This window comes from Pseudomonas sp. MWU12-2037, assembly GCF_023242345.1.
GTDB classification, from domain to species: domain Bacteria; phylum Pseudomonadota; class Gammaproteobacteria; order Pseudomonadales; family Pseudomonadaceae; genus Aquipseudomonas; species Aquipseudomonas gingeri_D.
Map to the genome: position 1 here is coordinate 169,667 of NZ_JALLIZ010000002.1, position 19,935 is coordinate 189,601.

The following is a 19,935-nucleotide window of genomic DNA, read 5'->3' on the forward strand; positions in this document are numbered from 1 at the left end:
CATGGGTTTTCGTCTGTCGAAGATTTACACACGCACCGGCGATGCCGGGGAAACGGGACTGGGCGATGGACGTCGGGTGCCGAAGGACCATCCGCGGATCGAAGCCATCGGCGAGGTCGATATGCTCAACAGCCAGCTGGGACTGCTATTGGCCGGGTTGGCGGAGCTGGTGGTGATTCATCCGGAGTTGAATGAGCTGATCGAAGTGCTGGCACCGGTTCAACATCGGTTGTTCGATCTGGGCGGTGAACTGGCGATGCCGACCTACCAGGCCCTCGATGCGGCCGAGATCCAGCGCCTGGAAACCGCCATTGATCGCTGGAACGAAGAGTTGGGCCCACTGGAAAACTTCATCCTGCCGGGTGGCTCGATGCTGATTGCCCAGGCCCATATCTGCCGCAGCCAGGCCCGTAGCGCCGAGCGGCGTTGCCAGCAGTTGAATGCCGTTGAACCTTTGGGAGGGGTTGGCCTGGCTTACATCAATCGGCTGTCGGACTTGCTGTTTGTGGCGGCAAGGGTAATTGCACGGCGCGAGAAGATTGCCGAGATATTGTGGGAGGCGGCGAAGAAGCCGGTCTCCCACTGATCTAGAGCCGTGCTTATTGCGGCCAGAACGCCCGAATACCGGCCACGCCCTGTGCGCCGGTTTCCCAGGCACGCTGCAATTCGCTCGGCCCAACCCCGCCCAGCAGATACACCGGCTTGTTGAAGCCCGAGATCAACTGCCCGGCCTGCTCCCAACCCAGCGGTTGCGCCTCCGGATGGGTCTGCGTCGGTTGCACCGGCGACAGCGTGACAAAGTCCACGCCCATCTGTTCGGCCAAGGCCAGCTCTTCAGCGTTATGGCACGAAGCGGCCAACCAGCGATCCGCCGGCAACGGCCGCCCGGCACTGGCGTACTTGCGCAACTGCGCGGACGTCATATGCCAGCCCGCCGACGGGAAATCCCCCAGCCACTCGAAAGGCCCCTTGAGCATCAGCTGTGCCTTGCCCGCACACAACCCCACCGCGTCCACCGCCAGGTCGCGGTACTTCGGGTCATAACCGTTGGGCGCCCGCAGTTGAACCAGCTTGATCCCACCGGCAATCGCCTTCTGGATCCCCTTGAGCAACTGCGGAGTCTCCAGGCCATCGGGAGTAATCAGATACTCCGCCGACAAACGGGCGGCGGCGACAATCGGCTGGTTGGCCGCCGGAAACTCGTAGTCGGCCAGCTCCCGCGCACTGACCCAGGCCAGCGGCTGGCCCTCGGCACCGTGGGGGTCGCCGGTAAAAGCCGAAACCTCCCAGACATCCAGCAAGACCTGCTTGTCCGGATAATCGTGCCGCACCTTGATCAACGGTCGGGCAGCACTGACCACGATGCCCAGCTCTTCCTGAAGCTCGCGGGCCAGGGCCACCTGGACGGCTTCGCCGTCCTCGACCTTGCCGCCGGGAAACTCCCAGAGACCGCCCTGGTGCTGGGTATCCGCCCGACGGGCAATCAGGATGCGACCGTCAACACCCCGGATGACCGCCGCCGCCACATGAACGCGTTTCACGTTGAAACCTCCTGCTCGAACCTGTGGATCAGGTGCGGTATTCCGCGTTGATCTTCACGTACTCGTGGGACAGGTCGGTGGTCCAGATGGTTTCACTGCACTGGCCGCGACCCAATTCGATACGAATGGTGATTTCTTCCCGAGCCATGACCGCCGAGCCCTGCTCTTCGGTGTAGCTCGCCGCACGAGCGCCACGGCTGGCGATGCAGACTTCGCCGAGGAACACGTCGATCTTGCTCACATCCAGGTCCGGCACACCGGCGCGGCCGACGGCGGCGAGGATACGGCCCCAGTTCGGATCGGAGGCAAACAGCGCAGTCTTGATCAGTGGCGAATGCGCCACGGTGTAACCGACATCCAGGCATTCCTGGTGATTGCCGCCGCCGTTGACTTCGACAGTGACAAACTTGGTCGCGCCTTCGCCGTCACGAACAATGGCCTGGGCCACGTCCATGCACACTTCGAACACGGCCTTTTTCAGCGCGTCGAACAACGGCCCGCGAGCCTCGGTGATTTCCGGCAGCCCGGCCTGACCGGTGGCGATCAGCATGCAGCAGTCGTTGGTCGAGGTGTCGCCGTCGATGGTGATGCGGTTGAACGACTTGTTCGCACCGTCCAGCATCAGGCTGTGCAGGACCTCACGGGAGACCTTGGCGTCGGTGGCGATGTAGCCGAGCATGGTCGCCATGTTCGGACGGATCATCCCCGCACCCTTGCTGATCCCGGTGACGGTAATGGTCACGCCGTCATGCTGGAACTGGCGGCTCGCGCCCTTGGGCAGGGTGTCAGTGGTCATGATGCCGGTGGCGGCAGCAGCCCAGTTATCCACGGACAGGTCATCCAGGGCCGCCTGCAAGGCGCCTTCGATTTTCTCTACCGGCAACGGCTCGCCGATCACCCCGGTGGAGTACGGCAGCACGGCGCTTTCATCGACACCGGTCAGCTCGGCCAGCTTGGCGCAGGTCCGCGCGGCGGCGGCCAGGCCCGGCTCACCGGTTCCGGCGTTGGCATTCCCGGTGTTGGTCAACAGATAACGCACGTTGCCCTGGACGCGCTGCTTGGCCAGGATCACGGGTGCCGCGCAAAACGCGTTGAGGGTAAACACCCCCGCCACCGTGGAACCTTCGGCGCAGCGCATCACCACCACATCCTTGCGCCCGGGGCGCTTGATACCGGCCGAGGCGATACCGAGTTCAAAACCGGCAACCGGGTGCAACGTAGGCAAAGGACCAAGACCAACAGCCATGAATGCGCTCCTTTTAATGTGATATCTGCACTGCCGTCACAAGGGCAGTGTTTCAAATGGAAAAACGCCGCGACGGCTAATGCCGGTCGCGGCGCAGGTATTTCAGTATCCGGTAAAGACCTTAGCTGATCTGACCATGGCAGTGCTTGTACTTCTTGCCCGAACCGCAGTAGCACAGTTCGTTACGGCCCAGCTTCTGCTCGTTGCGCACCGGCGCGGTGGCCAGGGCGACATCGACTTCTTCACCGAGGATTTCCGGCGCGTCCAGGCCTGGGGCTTCAGCGTGCTCGAACTGCATGCGCTGGGCCAGGGCTTCGGCTTCCTGACGCAGGCGCGCTTCTTCTTCGATCGGATCTTCGCGACGCACCTGGACGTGGGAGAGGACACGAATCGAATCGCGCTTGATCGAGTCCAGCAGCTCGGAGAACAGGGTGAACGACTCGCGCTTGTATTCCTGCTTCGGGTTCTTCTGCGCATAACCACGCAGGTGGATGCCGTGGCGCAGGTGATCCATGGTCGACAGGTGGTCTTTCCACAGGTCGTCGAGCACACGCAGCACGATCTGCTTCTCGAAAGTGCGCAGCGCTTCGGCACTGGCCTGCTCTTCTTTTTCGTTGTACGCCAGCAGCAGCTCGCTGAGCAGCTTCTCGCGCAAGGTCTCTTCGTACAGGTGATCGTCTTCGTCGAGCCACTGCTGGATTGGCAGTTGCACGCCGAAATCGTTCTGCAGGGCTGCTTCCAGGCCCGCCACGTCCCACTGTTCTGGCAGCGACTGTGGAGGAATATGGGCGCTGACAGTGGCGTTGAGCACGTCCTGACGGAAGTCGGCGATGGTTTCACCGATATTGTCGGCGGCCAGCAACGTGTTACGCATGTGATAGATCACTTTACGCTGTTCGTTGTTGACGTCGTCGAACTCGAGCAGTTGCTTGCGAATGTCGAAGTTGCGGCCTTCGACCTTGCGCTGGGCCTTTTCGATGGCGTTGGTCACCATGCGGTGCTCGATCGCCTCGCCTGGCTGCATGCCCAAGGCCTTCATGAAGTTCTTCACCCGGTCCGAGGCGAAGATACGCATCAGGCTATCTTCCAGGGACAGGTAGAAACGGCTGGAACCGGCGTCACCCTGACGACCGGCGCGACCGCGCAGCTGGTTGTCGATACGACGGGATTCGTGACGCTCGGAAGCGATCACCTGCAAGCCGCCCGACTCGAGCACCTGCTGGTGGCGTTTCTGCCAGTCGGCCTTGATCTGGGCGATCTGCTCAGGCGTCGGGTTTTCCAGGGCCGCCACTTCGACTTCCCAGTTACCGCCCAACAGGATGTCGGTACCGCGACCGGCCATGTTGGTGGCGATGGTCAGGGCGCCAGGGCGACCGGCCTGGGCGATGATTTCCGCTTCCTTCTCGTGGAACTTGGCGTTCAGGACCTTGTGCTCGATGTTCTCCTTATTGAGCAGGCTGGACATGTGCTCGGAGGTCTCGATGGTCGCCGTACCCACCAGCACCGGACGGCCCTGGGCCAGGGACTCCTTGATGTCGGTGATGATCGCCGCGTACTTCTCTTCGGCGGTGAGGAACACCAGGTCGTTGTAGTCCTTGCGCGCCAATGGCTTGTTCGGCGGGATGACCGTCACTTGCAGGCCGTAGATCTGGTGGAACTCGAACGCTTCGGTGTCCGCGGTACCGGTCATGCCGGACAGCTTGGTGTACAGGCGGAAGTAGTTCTGGAAGGTGGTCGAGGCCAAGGTCTGGCTTTCAGCCTGGATATTCAGGTTTTCCTTGGCCTCGATGGCCTGGTGCAGGCCCTCGGACAGGCGACGGCCGGGCATGGTCCGGCCGGTGTGTTCGTCCACCAGGACAACCTGGCCTTCCTGGACGATGTATTCGACGTTGCGGTTGAACAGCTTGTGGGCACGCAGGCCGGCATACACGTGGGTCAACAGGCCCAGGTTGTGCGCCGAATAGAGGCTCTCGCCCTCGGCCAGCAGGCCGACCTGGGTCAGCATCTCTTCGATGAACTGGTGACCGGCTTCGTTGAGCTCGACCTGACGGGTCTTCTCGTCGACGGTGAAGTGGCCTTCCTTGGTCACCACGCCTTCCACTTCCTCGACGTGCAGCTGGAGGCGCGGGATCAGCTTGTTGATCTCGGTGTACAGCCGCGAGCTGTCTTCGGCCTGGCCGGAGATGATCAGCGGGGTGCGGGCTTCGTCGATCAGGATGGAGTCGACTTCGTCGATCACGGCAAAGTTCAGCTCGCGCTGGAACTTCTCTTCCATGCTGAACGCCATGTTGTCGCGCAGGTAGTCGAAACCGAATTCGTTGTTGGTGCCATAGGTGATGTCGGCGGCGTAGGCGGCACGCTTCTCTTCCGGCGGCTGGAACGGCGTGACCACGCCGACCGTCAGGCCGAGGAACTCATAAAGCGGGCGCATCCAGTTGGCGTCGCGGCGGGCCAGGTAGTCGTTCACCGTGACCACGTGCACACCCTTGCCGGACAGCGCGTTGAGGTAAACCCCCAGGGTCGCCACCAGGGTTTTACCCTCGCCGGTGCGCATTTCCGCGATCATGCCTTCGTGCAAGGTCATGCCGCCGATCAACTGCACGTCGAAGTGGCGCATGCCCATGACCCGCTTGCCGGCTTCGCGGGCGACCGCAAAGGCTTCGGGCAGGAGTGTGTCGAGGGTCTCACCTTGGGCTATGCGGGCCTTGAACTCTCCGGTCTTGGCACGCAACTGCTCGTCCGAAAGGGCCACCATTTGCTCTTCGAAGGCATTGACGATCTGTACCGTCTTGAGCATGCGTTTGACTTCACGCTCGTTCTTGCTTCCAAAAAGTTTCTTTAACAAAGGCGCAAACATATCGGCAGGTTCTTCCACACATAGGGATGGAGGGCGGCCCCGTGAGTCGCCCGAGCAGCCCTCATGGCCGCATGCGAACGAGTATTCTACCCGGAAACGATGGTGAGGAAAGTGGCGTTAATCCACGATGCTGGCACAGCGCTGTGACGGGGCCACTCTAAAATAAGGTCTTTTTCCCGAACTTCAAGCCATCGAGTGCAGACGTTAACCGCGGACTTTAGGGCCAAAGACGATTCACATCAATGGCCGCGGGCAGAGCGGGCGCTTCTGCTACCATGGCGACTCTGTTTCTTCAGGTGTCTGAACCATGGCATTTCGCCCCCTCACGGCCCGGGCTCCCGCCGCCCTGCTTCGCGAAGCCAAGCCGCTGAAAGCCATTTTCGGCCATGCCCAACGCCTTGCGCATTTGCAGCGCCTGGTGGAAAGCCAACTGCAACCCGCCGCCCGCGAGCACTGCCACGTGGCGTCGTGGCGCGAAGGCAGCCTGTTGCTGATCGTCACCGACGGGCACTGGGCGACCCGCCTGCGCTACCAGCAAAAACGCCTGCAACGGCAATTACAGGCGTTCGAGGTGTTCGAGAGCCTGACCCGCATCCTGTTCAAGGTGCAGCCGCCGACCGTGCCCCAGGGCGCGGTCGGCCACACCATGGATTTGTCGGTGAGCGCAGCGCAAACCATCCAGGACACCGCCGACGGCATCAGCGACCCGAACCTGCGCGCCGCCCTGGAGCGCCTGGCCAGCCACGCCAAGCCCAAGACCTGAGCCGGCGGCCTCCCCGACGACCTGATCGCCTGTTCCTGGAGGGCTTCAGCGCGCTCCATCCCGAGAAACCCGCCAGGGCTATCCGTCCGGCGGGACGCAGTTGCCCTGGTTAATCTTTGCGCCGACTCAGTCGATAGCAAGAGGCCAACCCAGAAAACAATCAAAAACAATCCGGCTTTCCCCCAAGAAGAGCCCCCAAGGAGCAGAGGAACAGCTTAGGTTCAACGCTGCCCAGCGCGCACCACCGGCCATCGCCTACCTGGACACCCAAAACTTCAGCGGACCTTGAACGCCATGAACAAAAACCTCAAATTCAGTCACAAGATCCTGCTGGCCGCGTCGCTGATCGTACTCGCGGCCTTTGCGCTCTTCACGCTGTACAACGATTACCTGCAACGCAATGCAATCCGCGATGACCTCAACAGCTATCTGCATGAAATGGGTGGTGTCACCGCCAACAATATCCAGACCTGGCTGACCGGCCGCAGCCTGCTGATCGAAAACCTGTCCCAGTCGGTCGCCCTCAATGCCGACCCGGCCAACGTCTCCAACCTGCTGGAACAGAAGGCCATCACCTCGACCTTCATGGGCGCCTACCTGGGCAACAAGGACGGCAGCTTCATGATCCGTCCGGACAGCAAGATGCCCGACGGCTACGACCCCCGCGCCCGCCCCTGGTACAAGAGTGCCGAGAACAGCAGCGGCTCGGCCCTGACCGAACCCTATATCGACCTGGCGTCCGGGCAGTTGGTGATTTCCATCGTCAACACCGTGCGCAAGGCCGGCCAGAGCATCGGCGTGGTGGGCGGCGACCTGAGCCTGCAAGCCATTGCCGACAGCCTCAACGCCTTGAGTTTCGACGGTAACGGCTACGCCTTCCTGGTCAGCGCCGATGGCAAGATCCTGGTGCACCCGGACAAGGCCCTGGTGATGAAAAGCCTCAGCGACGCCTATCCCCAGGACACCCCGCGCATCGGCAACGAGATCAGCGAAACCGTGGCCAACGGCAAGACGCGCATCGTCGCCTTCGCCCCGATCAAGGGTTTATCTTCGGTAAGCTGGTACGTCGGCGTGTCCGTGGACAAGGACAAGGCCTTTGCGATGCTGAGCAATTTCCGCAGTTCGGCCGTGATCGCCACCACCATCGCCGTACTGATCATCATCGCCCTGCTCGGCCTGTTGATCCGTGCGCTGATGCAACCGCTGCATGTGATGACCCGTGCCATGCAGGATATCGCCGACGGCGAAGGCGACCTGACCCGGCGCCTGACGATCGAGTCCCAGGACGAGTTCGGGATCCTCGGTAGCGCCTTCAACCGTTTCGTCGAACGCATCCACACCTCGATCAGCGAAGTCTCCTCGGCAACCCAACAGGTCAACGAAGTGGCCCTGCGGGTGGTCAGCGCCTCGAACTCGTCGATGCTCAACTCCGATGAACAGGCCAGTCGCACCAACAGCGTCGCCGCGGCCATCAACCAGCTGGGTGCCGCCGCCCAGGAAATTGCCCGCAATGCCGCCCAGGCCTCGAATCAGGCCAGCGACGCCCGTGGCCTGGCCACGGACGGTCAGCAGGTGGTGGAGCGCAGCATCAAGGCCATGCACCAGTTGTCGGAAATGCTTGCCACGTCAAGCACCAACATCGAGTCGCTGAACAGCAAGACGGTGAATATCGGGCAGATTCTCGAAGTGATCACCAGTATTTCCCAGCAAACCAACCTGCTGGCCCTCAACGCCGCCATCGAGGCGGCCCGGGCCGGTGAGGCCGGACGCGGCTTTGCGGTGGTCGCGGACGAGGTGCGCAACCTGGCTCATCGCACCCAGGAATCGGCGCAGCAGATCCAGACCATGATCGAAGAATTGCAGGTTGGCGCCCGAGAATCGGTCGGCACCATGGGCCATAGCCAGCGCCACAGCCTGGAAAGTGTGGAAATCGCCAACCTGGCCGGCGAACGCCTGAGCAGCGTGACCCAGCGGATCAGCGAGATAGACGGCATGAACCAATCCGTCGCCACGGCCACCGAAGAGCAAACCTCGGTGGTCGAGTCGATCAACGTGGACATCACCGAGATCAACACCCTCAATCAGCAAGGTGTGGAGAACCTGCAGTCAACCCTGCGGGCCTGTACCGACCTGGAACAGCAGGCTGCGCGATTGAAGCAGCTGGTGGGCAGTTTCAGGATTTAAGCGACGCAGAAGAGTCTGTGGGCTTGTCTGCTTCGGACTCTTCCTGCAACTGCTGCCAGAGTTCGGCGGCACCGGGAAACTCGGTGCCGTCTTCAGGAGTCATTGCGTCGCTGTCGTAACGGCTCAGACAGCCCTCACCCACGGTCGGCGGCGCCTTGGAGGTTGCCTTGTCGAGTGGATCGCTCATCGCCACACCTCCAGGCCCGTCAACGGGCTGTCAGAACACCACGGTCTTGTTGCCATGCACCAGCACACGATCTTCCAGGTGATAACGCAGGCCACGGGCCAGCACCATCTTCTCGACATCGCGACCGAAACGCACCATGTCTTCGATGCTATCACTGTGGCTGACACGGACCACATCCTGTTCGATGATCGGCCCCGCATCCAGCTCTTCGGTTACATAGTGGCAAGTTGCCCCGATCAACTTCACGCCACGCAGGGACGCCTGATGATAAGGCTTGGCACCGACGAACGATGGCAGGAAGCTGTGATGGATATTGATGACCTTATGCGCATACTCGCGGCACAGTGCCGGCGGCAGGATCTGCATGTAGCGCGCCAGTACCACCACATCGGCTTCGTGATGTTTGACCAGACGTGATACTTCGGCAAACGCCGGCTCTTTATCCTGCGGGTTCACCGGCACGTGGTAGTAGGGAATACCGTGCCACTCAACCATGCTGCGCAGGTCATCGTGGTTGGAAATCACGCAGGCGATCTGGCAATCCAGTTCGTCACTGTGCCAACGGTGCAACAGGTCCGCCAGGCAATGGGACTCACGGCTGGCCATCAACACCACGCGCTTCTTCTGCTCGGTGTCGGTGATGCGCCAGGTCATGGAAAATTCTTCGGCGATCGGGGCAAATGCCTCACGAAAGGCCTCCAGACCAAACGGCAGGCTGTCAGCACGAATCTCGTGGCGCATGAAGAACCAGCCACTGAGGTTGTCGGAGTGGTGACTCGCTTCGGTGATCCAACCGTTGTAAGACGCTAAAAAGTTACTGACTTTGGCAACGATGCCAACGCGGTCGGGGCAGGCAATCACCAGCCGGAAAGTGCGCATGGGGGGAGAACTCCAGAACTTCGCAAAGGTCGCCATTCTAGCCAGTACGGGAAAAAACTGCAGTATTCGTTGCACCGCCGGCCCACTCCTGTCCCGGCACCCGTTTCTCCCCTCGCTTGTAGTGGGCTTTCTCCGAGTGACGCGACGCAGCGCGCCGATAATTCAAACATCGTCACAACAAGACGGCTCTTGGCTCGCGCAGCAAAAACATCTAAGTCGGCGACAAGGACACACCTAAGTTTCAAATTAAATGCAATAAACCACCTATTAAATGTTTACTTGCTCAAATACTCTGACTACTATTGCGTCACTGTACCCCTGTCGTCCTGACTCAACATAAGGTAGTGTCCATGTCCCTGATCCAGAAATACCACGCCACCCAGGAAGCCATCAAAGAACTGCAAGCCCAAATGGCCGCCATGGAAAAAGACGGTGCCCTGAAAAAAGAAATGGAATTCGAAAGCAAACTGCGCACTCTGCTGGGCGAGTACAACAAGGCGCTGCCAGATGTCATCAACATCCTGGACCCACAGGCCAAAGCTGGCAAAGCCGTACGTGGCGCCGTGAAAACCACCGGCACCAAGCGCGCACGCAAGGTCAAGCAATACAAAAACCCGCACAACGGTGAAGTGATCGAAACCAAAGGCGGCAACCACAAGACTCTGAAAGAGTGGAAAGCCAAGTGGGGCGGCGACGTGGTTGAAGGCTGGGCTACCCTGCTGGGCTAAGCCAGGCCGGTCACGGACGCTATTCGCGACCTACAAAAAACGCCAGTTCACTGGCGTTTTTTTATTGTCCGCAATTTAATCGTCGGCGTGTTTAACCGACCGTCACGTTAAAGCGTGCGCACAAAGAGTGTGCATAGTCCTGCCACTGCTCCAGTACCTGACGCTGCGCCGGTGTTGCATTCGGCAAACACTTCATGAGGTGCTCGGTAAAATCCGCCAGGGTATTCGGCGCGCCCCACGCCGCCTCGGTCAGACGCTGTCGGCAGAATGTCCGCCAACGTTGTTGCTCTTCTTCACTCAGGCTGGTGGGAAAGTTGCGTGCCCGGTAACGAAATAATAATTCCGGCAACCGCTCATCATCGAAAGGCCATTGCCCGCGCGCCAACTGCTCGGGCTCCGCACTGCGAACTTGCTCACACAAACGCCGGTCGCGGTCGCCGATAAAGCCATCGTATAACTGCTGCTCCGGATCCTCGCTGGGGGCAAAATCTTCGCCGGCATAAAGGGCCTGGACTTTATCCCGCCAAACTTCCTGGGCCTCACTCAGTTGCTGGCGGCGCGCCTCATAAAGCGCCATGTCCAACTGCAAACGTTTCTGATCTTCGCCACGCAATACCTTTAGCGGCGCCACCACCGGGCAACGATTGACATGAATCAACTTGAGCGGCACCGGCAGTTGTCCTTCGGCACGCGCCTCATGACGGATGTACAGCTGCTGGCGCAAGGTTTCGGCATCCAGATCAAATAACGGCTGCGGATCCTGGGATAGATCACAGACAATCAAGGCATTGCGGTTACGCGGGTGCCAGGCCAACGGCAGGACCACCCCCAGGTAATGACGCGCGGCCGAGAAGCGTCCGGAAATATGCACCATCGGCTGTAACAGACGAATCTGATCCATGACCCGCTGTTTGCTGCGCAACTGAAACAGCCAGTCATATAACTTCGGCTGTTTCTCGCGGATCAACCGCGCCAGAGCAATGGTGGCACGCACATCGGACAAGGCTTCATGGGCGTGACCATGATCGATGCCATTGGCCGCGGTCAGGCGCTCGAGCTTGAGGGTCACCCGTCCGTCCTCCTCGGGCCAGACGATGCCTTGCGGACGCAGTGCATAGGCCGCCCGCACCACATCGATCAGGTCCCAACGGCTGTTGCCACCCTGCCACTCCCTGGCATAGGGATCGAAAAAGTTTCGATACAGGCTGTAACGGGTGACTTCGTCGTCAAAACGCAAGGTGTTGTAGCCAGCACCGCAGGTCCCCGGAAGGGACAACTGGGCGTGCACGCGGGTCATGAAGTCGGCCTCGACCAAGCCCTGCGTGGCAAGTTGCCGCGGAGTGATGCCGGTAATCATGCAAGCCGCCGGGTGCGGCAGGATATCCTCGCTGGGCCGGCAATACAGGTTGACCGGTTCATCGATCTCGTTGAGCTCGGCATCGGTACGGATGCCCGCCACCTGCAAGGCGCGATCAGAGCGCGGGTTGATCCCGGTGGTTTCGTAGTCGTACCAGAAGATGGAGGTCACGGCGGGTTCCTGAACAGAAGACCGACGCAGTCTAGGCGCTCAGCGCCCCCTCGGACCAGCATCCCGTAACAACTGGGCGCAGCAACTTCGATACCGTTCATTACAGAGTTAAGTTGCTTAGCCGGACGCCGCTGGCTAGGATCGGGCCTCTGTCCGCAAGGACCGGCCATCTTGTCGTCGATTTCAGCACCGAAAAGGAAGACTGCGCTGCAAACACCCCTGGACACCTACTATCGCGTCGAAACCCCGGAAGGTATCGACCTGCCCCTGCGTCCGGCCGGCCTGCCCGTGCGGGCAGTGGCGTTCGCCATCGACCTGGGCGTGCGCGGCGTGCTGCTCGGCGTGCTGCTGAGCAGCCTGATGCTGCTGGGCAAGCTCGGCCTGGGTCTCGGCTCGATCGTGCTGTTCCTGGTCAGTTGGTGGTACATGGTGCTGTTCGAAGTGCTGAACCAGGGCCGCTCGCCGGGCAAGCAGATGATGGGCCTGCGGGTCGTGCATGATGACGGCACGCCGATCGGCTGGGCCGCTTCCTTGACCCGTAACCTGCTGCGTTTTGTCGACATGCTGCCGTTCGGTTATTTCCTCGGCGCCGTCAGTTGCCTGCAACACCCGACTTTCAAGCGCCTCGGCGACCTGGCCGGCGGCACGCTGGTGGTCTATCGCGAACAGCCGTTGCCGCGTCCCAGCCTGCCCCAGGCGACACCCCGTAGCGCGCCTTTCATCCTGCACCTGGCGGAACAACGCGCCGTGCTGAGTTTCGCCGAACGCCAGGGCGACCTCAGCGCCGAGCGCACCCGCGAACTCGCGGCGCTGCTGGCCACGCCCCTGGGCGTGCCGGCCTCCCGGGCCGCGGCTGAATTGAACGGCATTGCCCACGGGCTGCTGGGCCCGCTATGAAACAGAGCCTCTTTGAAAGCCGCCATCAGCCCGAGTGGCAACGTTTTGCCCAATGGCTCGAGCAGATGGAGCGCGGCAAGGCGAAAGCCACCGACTTGCGCGAATTCCCAGCCCATTACCGCCGCCTGTGCCAACAACTGGCCCTGGCCCAGGAACGCGGCTACAGCAGCCATCTGGTCGATGCCCTGCAACAGCTGGCCTTGCGTGGGCACCAGCAGCTCTATCGGCATCGCAGCCACCTCGGCGCCTCGGTGCTGGGGTTCGTCTTCGCCGGTTTCCCCCGCCTGGTGCGCGAACAATGGCCGTTCGTCCTGGTCGCCGGCGTGCTGTTCTTCGCCAGCCTGGGGCTGACCGGCCTGCTGATCTATCTGTTTCCGGACCTGGTCTACAGCATCGTCAGCCCGCAGCAGGTCGCCGATATGCAAGCCATGTACGACCCCGCCGCCAGTCGCCTGGGGCGCACCGTCGCGCGAGCCTCCAGTGAAAACTGGGTGATGTTCGGCTACTACATCATGAACAACATCGGCATTGCCTTTCAGACCTTCGCCGGTGGCCTGCTGTTTGGCCTCGGCAGCCTGTTCTTCCTGCTGTTCAACGGCCTGACCATCGGCGCGGTGGCCGGTCACCTGACCCAGATCGGCTATGGGCAGACCTTCTGGTCCTTTGTCATCGGCCACGGCGCCTTCGAACTCACCGCTATCGTCCTGTCCGGGGCCGCCGGCCTGCAACTGGGCTGGGCTCTGGTGGCGCCGGGACGCCTGTCCCGTGGCGAGGCCCTGCGCCTGAACGCGCAGAAAAGTATCCAGATGGTCGGCGGGGTGATCCTGTTCTTGCTGATCGCCGCCTTTATCGAAGCCTACTGGTCGTCCATGAGCCATCTCGCGCCACGGCTCAAATACACGGTGGGCGCGGGGCTCTGGCTGCTGGTGGGTGCCTATCTGCTGTTGGCCGGACGGAGCCAGCATGCGCCTGACTGACGCCAGCGTTGCCATTCGCCCCCGCAGCACCTGGGAAGCCATGGACCTCGGCGTGCTGCTGGCCCAGCAACATCGCGGCTTGTTGATGGGTTCCTGGGCACTGGTCACCTTGCCGGTCTTCGCCCTCCTGAGCCTGCTGCTCTGGGAACATCCCTCCATCGCCCTGTTGCTGTTCTGGTGGCTGAAACCGGCATTCGAGCGCTTGCCGCTGTACATCCTGTCCACGGCCCTGTTCGGCGATACACCCACCCTGAAACAGGCAATCAAGGCCTGGCCGCGCCTGCTCAAGCCACAACTGCTGGCGAGCCTGACCTGGCGGCGCCTGAGCCTGAGCCGCAGCTTCACCTTGCCGGTGCAACAACTCGAAGGCCTCGACGGCCAGGCCCGCCAGCAGCGCCTGCGAGTACTCCTGCCCCAGAGCCTGAGCGCGGCGCGCTGGCTGACACTGATCGGCGCGCACCTGGAGTATGTCCTGTGGATCGGCCTGATGGCGGTGTTCTATCTATTGTTGCCCCGGCAGATCGATATCGACTGGCACTGGCAGAAACTGCTGTTCGCCGCCCAGCACCAGTGGCTCTGGCTGGAACACCTGAGCAACGCCTTCTACGCGCTGATCCTGATCCTCTGGGAGCCGATTTATATCGCCTGCGGCTTCAGCCTCTACCTCAACCGCAGGACCGTGCTGGAAGCCTGGGATATCGAACTGATTTTCCGCCAGTTGCGCCAGCGCCTGCTGCCGGTGGTCGCCGCACTGCTGCTCGGCGTCGGCCTGTTGTCGATGCCCTTCGCGTCACCGGTCATGGCCGCCGAACCACCGGCACCAGACACACCAAGGCTGCTCAAGCAACCGCTGACCAGCCAGGCCTCCCAGGACGCGATCAAGGCACAGTTGCAGGCACCGCCGTTCAAGAACCCGGAAACCGTCACCCGCTGGCGACTGGGCGACGCGTCCGCCAAGACTGGCGACAAAGCCTCTTCCGGCTGGCTGAAGACCCTGCTGGAGCGTTTTGACAGCCGTATCGTCGGCACACTCGCCCAAAGCCTGGAGATTCTGCTCTGGGCCGCGCTGTTCGGCTTGCTGGCCTGGTTGGCCTGGCGCTATCGGAATGGCTTGCAAACCTTTGTCGGCCGGCGCCCGAAGCCACGGGCCAAAGCCGTCCCGAGCGCCACGCCGCAACTGTTCGGCCTGGCGCTGGACATCGACAGCTTGCCCGGTGATATCGCCGCCAGCGCCGAGGCCCTCTGGCCCCAGCAGCCGCGCGAAGCCATGAGCCTGCTCTACCGTGGTCTGCTCAGCCGCCTGCTGCATGACTACCAACTGCCCTTGAAAAGCGCCGATACCGAAGGCCAGGTCCTCGAACGGCTCGGTCAGTTACCGGAACCCACTCTGCAGGCCTTCAGCCAGGAACTGACCCGCCACTGGCAGAACCTCGCCTACGGCCATCGCCTGCCAACAGCCCACCAGCAACAGGCGCTGTGCGAAAACTGGCGACAGTTGTTCGGTCCGGGAGCCGTCCGATGAACCGGCGCCTGTCCTGGCTGATCGGCCTGGCACTGTTGGCGGTACTCGCAGGCGTCGGCCTCTACCTCTATCACAAGGCCACGCCCTACACCGAGGTCATCGATCACGGCCCTTCGCCCGAAGCCCGCGCCAACCCTTACCTGGCTGCCGAGCAATTTCTGCGTCAGCGCGGCCTGAAAGTCACCCACGCCAACAGCCTGGATATCCTCCCTGGCCTCGACCCGCGCGGGCAGAACCTGATGCTGCTGGGCGAGCGCTCGAACATGACCCCGCGCCAGGCCGACCAGTTGCTCAACTGGGCCCGGGCCGGTGGGCGGCTGCTGTTCGTCGCCGAGGCCCTGTGGAATCCCAAGACCGGCAGCAGTGGCGACCTGCTGCTCGACCGCGTGCAGTTGCACCAGTTGCTGAGCAAGGACCTCAAGGGCGACGGCCCGGAACCGGAAGACGAGCGTTACCCACTGTTGACCCGCATGTACCTGGAGGACGAAGACGCTCCGGCCTACTTCAGTTTCGACACCGCGTTCCACTTGTCCGACCCGAAGAACCTGGCGCAATCCTGGGCCAACAGCGCCACCTCCACCCACTTGATGCAACTGGAGTACGGCGCCGGTACGGTCACCGTGCTGACCGACGCCGACCTCTGGACCAACCACGCCATCGGCCGTTACGACAACGCCTGGCTGCTCTGGTACCTGGCCCAGGACAGCGACGTGACCCTGCTGTTCAATACCGACCACGACAACCTGCTCACCCTGTTGTGGCGCTACTTCCCCCAGGCCCTGGTCGCCCTCGCCACCCTCCTCGGCCTGTGGTTGTGGCATGTCGGCCTGCGCCAGGGACCGCTACAGGCCCCGGCGTCCCGGGCGCGCCGACAATTGCAGGAACACCTGCGGGCCAGCGCCGACTTCCTGCTCCGTCGCAGCGGCCATGAAGCCCTGCTCCAGGCCTTGCAACAGGACATCCTGCGCCGGGCCCGCAAGCGTCACCCCGGTTTCGAACGACTCGGCGTTGCCGAACAATGGCAGGTGCTCGCGCGCCTGACTCGCCAACCCACCAGCGCCATCAGCCAGGCCTTGCGCCCGCGACCCAGGCAACGCCTTTCCAGCGTCGACTTCAGTCGCCAGGTCGCCCACCTGCAAACCCTCAGGAATGCCCTATGAGCGAACAACAAGCCGAACCGACCAGCCCGGTTGACGCCGAGGCCCATGCCCAGCAGCAACGCCATCGCGCCAGCCAGTTGGCCCAGGCGGTGCGCCACGAACTGCAAAAGGTGCTGATCGGCCAGGACAGGGTGATCGACGACGTGCTCACCGCACTGATCGCCGGCGGCCATGTGCTGCTCGAAGGCGTCCCCGGGCTGGGCAAGACCCTGCTGGTGCGGGCCCTGGCGCGCTGCTTCGGCGGCGACTTCGCCCGTATCCAGTTCACCCCCGACCTGATGCCCAGCGATGTCACCGGCCATGCGGTCTACGACCTGCAGACCGAACAGTTCAAGCTGCGCAAGGGCCCGCTGTTTACCAACCTGCTGCTGGCGGACGAAATCAACCGTGCCCCGGCGAAAACCCAGGCGGCGCTGCTCGAAGCCATGCAGGAACGCCAGGTCACTCTCGAAGGTCGCGCCCTGCCCATCGCCCAGCCGTTCATGGTGCTCGCCACCCAGAACCCGATCGAACAGGAAGGCACCTATCCGCTGCCCGAGGCCGAACTGGACCGTTTCATGCTCAAGCTGCGCATGGACTACCCCGATGCCCAGCAGGAGCTGGAGATGGTCCGCCAAGTGACCCGCTCGACCAAGGCCGACATGCTCGAAGTACAACCCCTGCGCACTCTGTTGCAGGCCAAGGATGTATTGGCCTTGCAGCGGATCGCCAGCGAGTTGCCGCTGGACGAGCAGGTCCTCGACTACGCCGTGCGCCTGGCCCGGGCCACCCGCAGTTGGCCGGGCTTGACCCTCGGTGCCGGACCGCGGGCCTCCATTGCCCTGGTTCGCGGCGCCCGGGCCCGAGCCTTGCTGCGCGGCGGTGAATTCGTGATCCCGGACGATATCAAGGGCTGCGCCCTGGCCGTACTGCGGCATCGGGTACGAATCGCCCCCGAGCTGGATATCGAAGGGCTGTCGGTCGACCAGGTGCTCAAGCAACTGCTTGACCAGGTCCCGGCACCGCGCCAGTGAGGCCCGCGCGTCCATGAGACCTTCACGGCTGCTGTTGATCTGGCTGGGCGTCCTGCTGGTGCTGGGCATTGGCCTGGGCACCCTCGGGGCCCTGGGCGTCGAGCTGCCCGAGCGCCTTGGCTCGATTGGCTGGGGCTTGCTGCTGGCCTTGCTGCTGTTGAGCCTGCTGGATGGGGCTCGACTCAGGCGCTTGCCCTCGCCGCACGTGAAACGCAAGCTGCCCGGCAGCCTGGCATTGGGACGCTGGGGCGAAGTGCACCTCGAACTCAGTCACGACCACCCCACGCCCCTGCGAGTGCAGCTCTTCGATCACGTTCCCGATGGCCTGGCGTTCGCCAACCTGCCCCAAGCCATCACCTTGCAACCGGGCGAAGGCAGCGAGCTGACCTATCGCGTGCGGCCCTTGAGCCGTGGCCATTTTCGCTACGCGCGTTGCGAAGTCAGCCTGCCCAGCCCGTTGGGCCTGTGGTCCGAGCGACGCTACCTGGCGCTGGCCGATGCGACCCGTGTCTACCCGGATTTCGCCCGCCTTTATGGCGCCCAGTTATTGGCCGTCGACAACTGGCTCAGCCAACTCGGCGTACGCCAACGCCAGCGTCGCGGCCTGGGCCTGGAATTCAACCAGTTGCGCGAATTTCGCGAAGGCGACAGCCTGCGTCAGATCGACTGGAAAGCCACCGCCCGGCAACGCACGCCGATTGCCCGGGAATACCAGGATGAGCGCGACCAGCAGATCGTCTTCCTGCTCGATTGCGGGCGGCGGATGCGCAGCCAGGACGGTGAGCTGGCGCACTTCGACCATGCCCTCAACGCCTGCCTGTTGCTCAGCTATGTGGCCTTGCGCCAGGGCGACGCGGTGGGCCTGTGCACCTTTGCCGGCGAGCAGCCGCGCTTTCTCGCCCCGGTCAAGGGCCAGGGTCAGCTCAATGTGTTGCTCAACAGTGTCTACGACCTGAACAGCACCCAGCGCCCGGCGGACTACCAGGCCGCAGCCAGCCAACTGCTGGCCCGACAGAAACGCCGGGCCCTGGTGGTACTGGTGACCAATCTGCGCGATGACGACGATGAGGCACTGCTGACCGCCGTCAAACGTCTTGGCCGCCAACATCGGGTGCTGGTGGCCAGCCTGAGGGAAGAAGTGCTCGACCAATTGCGCCAGGCGCCGGTACAGACCCTGCCCGAAGCCCTGGCCTACTGCGGCGCCGTGGATTACCTGAATGCCCGGGCCACTCTTCATGAACGACTGGCCGCCCACGGCGTACCGGTACTCGACGCCCGCCCGAGTGAACTCGGGGCCGATCTGGTCAGCCGCTACCTGAGTTGGAAAAGAGCCGGAACCCTTTAGGACCCCAGCCCTGAAGTCCCGCGCTAAGCGGAAGCCTCCAACGGATGGAAGCTGAAGTAGTGCTGCAACGCCGCCACCAGTTGCAGATACTCCGGGGATGACTCACCCAGCGTAAACCCCGAGTCGTAATAACCGGGAGTGGTCTCCTCATGGCACCACAGACAGCGGCCGGTCAGATCAATCATTTGCTGGGTGCCATCGCTGAGTGGCAGCTTCAGTTGCAGCTCGAACTCAGCGTCGACCAGCAAGGGTAACTGACTGATCAACATCAGCCCCTCTTCGCAGACATTGCCCAGGTAGCCAATGGGCTTGCCGGTATAGCGATTGAACACTTGCAGAAAATAAGGCAGTTGATGCCGCTCGATTCGACGGTCAGTAGGCATGGCAATGATCGCTGTATAGGCCATTCAGCATGGCTGCGCTAATGCTTCGGAGCAGACGAACGGTCCTGCTCTCCCTTGGCCTCGGCGCGATAACGGCAAATCGCCTTGTCGCAAACATCTACCGAGCCATGGTTTTCAATTCAAAAGAATTGATAAAACTGAAACCATACACTCAAAGACTAGCGCAAAGCTGGCAGAGAGCCAGCTGATATTTCAACCATCATGACAAAGCGGCGAACTACAAAGCGGCGGGACTCGGCTGAGCCGGCATTGCACCCTCAGCGTGTCCCAGCTGGCGCAAGGTTTCCAGGCGCGCCCGAGCGCGGTATGCATACTCGCTGTAAGGGTATTGGGTGAGGATGAACTGATAGGTCTGTATCGCGTCGACGAACAGCTTCTGGCGCTCCAGGCACTGGCCGCGCAGCATCGACACTTCCGGCTGGATGTACTGCCGGGTACGGCTCTCACGGTCAACCTTGGACAACTGCAGCATGACGTCTTCACAGTTGCCGCGATCATAGGACCGATAGGCATTGTTCAGATGGCTGTCCATCGACCAGCGGGTGCAACCGACCACACTGGCCGCCAGGGCTAAAACGAGCAAAATTCGCATGGGGGGTCTCCTGTTCTTGCTAGTGTATCGACCCGCTGGCGAAAATCTCCAGAGTGTTCGCCAAACAACCTATTCGAAAAAAATCATTCGCTGAAAAGTAGTGCAAATGAAC

The 19,935-nt window shown here is 62.1% G+C and carries 18 protein-coding genes; 10 read left to right on the forward strand and 8 right to left on the reverse strand.

What is annotated here, in order from left to right; translation table 11 throughout:
- The first annotated feature begins 1 nt into the window (after nt 1).
- Entirely contained in the window at nt 2-586 is a 585-nt protein-coding gene (locus M5B42_RS03960; RefSeq protein WP_103496670.1) for a cob(I)yrinic acid a,c-diamide adenosyltransferase, read from the forward strand.
- A gap of 13 nt (nt 587-599) precedes the next feature.
- Here M5B42_RS03960 and M5B42_RS03965 read toward each other — a convergent pair whose 3' ends face one another.
- From M5B42_RS03965 to secA, 3 genes are all read right to left on the reverse strand, one after another.
- Complete coding sequence (locus M5B42_RS03965) at nt 600-1,541, reverse strand: Nudix family hydrolase (protein WP_178129807.1); 942 nt, start codon at nt 1,539-1,541, stop codon at nt 600-602.
- 28 nt (nt 1,542-1,569) lie between these two features.
- Nucleotides 1,570-2,787 carry a bifunctional glutamate N-acetyltransferase/amino-acid acetyltransferase ArgJ gene (gene argJ / locus M5B42_RS03970; RefSeq protein ID WP_103496668.1) on the reverse strand — a complete coding sequence of 406 codons (1,218 nt, stop codon included), beginning with the start codon at nt 2,785-2,787 and terminating at the stop codon, nt 1,570-1,572.
- A 121-nt stretch (nt 2,788-2,908) separates the two neighbouring features.
- Complete coding sequence (secA, locus tag M5B42_RS03975; protein ID WP_103496667.1) at nt 2,909-5,644, reverse strand: preprotein translocase subunit SecA; 2,736 nt, start codon at nt 5,642-5,644, stop codon at nt 2,909-2,911.
- Nucleotides 5,645-5,951: 307 nt separating this feature from the next.
- Between secA and M5B42_RS03980 the strand changes: the two genes are divergently transcribed.
- Both M5B42_RS03980 and M5B42_RS03985 read left to right on the forward strand, forming a co-directional pair.
- Entirely contained in the window at nt 5,952-6,407 is a 456-nt protein-coding gene (locus M5B42_RS03980) for a DciA family protein (RefSeq protein WP_152738144.1), read from the forward strand.
- Between the two features lie 294 nt (nt 6,408-6,701).
- On the forward strand, nt 6,702-8,591 hold the full coding sequence (locus M5B42_RS03985; RefSeq protein WP_152738141.1) for a methyl-accepting chemotaxis protein: 1,890 nt from the start codon (nt 6,702-6,704) through the stop codon (nt 8,589-8,591).
- Here the strand turns inward: M5B42_RS03985 and M5B42_RS03990 are convergent.
- Both M5B42_RS03990 and purU read right to left on the reverse strand, forming a co-directional pair.
- A complete protein-coding gene (locus M5B42_RS03990) occupies nt 8,581-8,778 on the reverse strand; it encodes a hypothetical protein (protein WP_248745085.1) in 198 nt (65 codons plus the stop codon). The genes M5B42_RS03985 and M5B42_RS03990 overlap by 11 nt on opposite strands.
- Nucleotides 8,779-8,808: 30 nt before the next feature.
- Nucleotides 8,809-9,657: a formyltetrahydrofolate deformylase gene (gene purU / locus M5B42_RS03995; protein ID WP_103496663.1), complete on the reverse strand. Its 849-nt coding sequence runs from the start codon at nt 9,655-9,657 to the stop codon at nt 8,809-8,811.
- Nucleotides 9,658-10,007: 350 nt separating this feature from the next.
- Here purU and mvaT point away from each other — a divergent pair, with 350 nt between their 5' ends.
- Nucleotides 10,008-10,385, forward strand: coding sequence for a histone-like nucleoid-structuring protein MvaT (gene mvaT, locus M5B42_RS04000; protein WP_040070505.1), 378 nt, complete (start codon nt 10,008-10,010; stop codon nt 10,383-10,385).
- Between the two features lie 91 nt (nt 10,386-10,476).
- Here the strand turns inward: mvaT and sbcB are convergent, their stop codons facing one another.
- A complete protein-coding gene (gene sbcB, locus M5B42_RS04005) occupies nt 10,477-11,913 on the reverse strand; it encodes an exodeoxyribonuclease I (protein WP_177099947.1) in 1,437 nt (478 codons plus the stop codon).
- Between the two features lie 171 nt (nt 11,914-12,084).
- Between sbcB and M5B42_RS04010 the strand changes: the two genes are divergently transcribed.
- From M5B42_RS04010 to M5B42_RS04035, 6 genes are read left to right on the forward strand one after another with little or no spacing between them, the layout of a single operon-like run.
- A complete protein-coding gene (locus tag M5B42_RS04010; RefSeq protein ID WP_248745086.1) occupies nt 12,085-12,810 on the forward strand; it encodes an RDD family protein in 726 nt (241 codons plus the stop codon).
- Nucleotides 12,807-13,787 carry a stage II sporulation protein M gene (locus tag M5B42_RS04015; RefSeq protein WP_248745087.1) on the forward strand — a complete coding sequence of 327 codons (981 nt, stop codon included), beginning with the start codon at nt 12,807-12,809 and terminating at the stop codon, nt 13,785-13,787. The genes M5B42_RS04010 and M5B42_RS04015 overlap by 4 nt, the downstream gene beginning before the upstream one ends.
- On the forward strand, nt 13,774-15,309 hold the full coding sequence (locus M5B42_RS04020; protein ID WP_248745088.1) for a DUF4129 domain-containing protein: 1,536 nt from the start codon (nt 13,774-13,776) through the stop codon (nt 15,307-15,309). The genes M5B42_RS04015 and M5B42_RS04020 overlap by 14 nt, the downstream gene beginning before the upstream one ends.
- The gene (locus tag M5B42_RS04025) at nt 15,306-16,469 is read left to right on the forward strand and encodes a DUF4350 domain-containing protein (RefSeq protein WP_248745089.1); all 1,164 of its coding nucleotides are present in this window, start codon (nt 15,306-15,308) and stop codon (nt 16,467-16,469) included. Before M5B42_RS04020 ends, M5B42_RS04025 begins: the two co-directional genes overlap by 4 nt.
- Nucleotides 16,466-17,482, forward strand: coding sequence for a MoxR family ATPase (locus M5B42_RS04030; RefSeq protein ID WP_152738123.1), 1,017 nt, complete (start codon nt 16,466-16,468; stop codon nt 17,480-17,482). The genes M5B42_RS04025 and M5B42_RS04030 overlap by 4 nt, the downstream gene beginning before the upstream one ends.
- A gap of 13 nt (nt 17,483-17,495) precedes the next feature.
- Nucleotides 17,496-18,827 carry a DUF58 domain-containing protein gene (locus M5B42_RS04035; RefSeq protein ID WP_152738121.1) on the forward strand — a complete coding sequence of 444 codons (1,332 nt, stop codon included), beginning with the start codon at nt 17,496-17,498 and terminating at the stop codon, nt 18,825-18,827.
- A gap of 23 nt (nt 18,828-18,850) precedes the next feature.
- Here M5B42_RS04035 and M5B42_RS04040 read toward each other — a convergent pair whose 3' ends face one another.
- Both M5B42_RS04040 and M5B42_RS04045 read right to left on the reverse strand, forming a co-directional pair.
- Nucleotides 18,851-19,210: a PilZ domain-containing protein gene (locus M5B42_RS04040; RefSeq protein WP_103496684.1), complete on the reverse strand. Its 360-nt coding sequence runs from the start codon at nt 19,208-19,210 to the stop codon at nt 18,851-18,853.
- A gap of 238 nt (nt 19,211-19,448) precedes the next feature.
- A complete protein-coding gene (locus M5B42_RS04045) occupies nt 19,449-19,823 on the reverse strand; it encodes a hypothetical protein (protein ID WP_103496655.1) in 375 nt (124 codons plus the stop codon).
- Between the last annotated feature and the right edge of the window lie 112 nt (nt 19,824-19,935).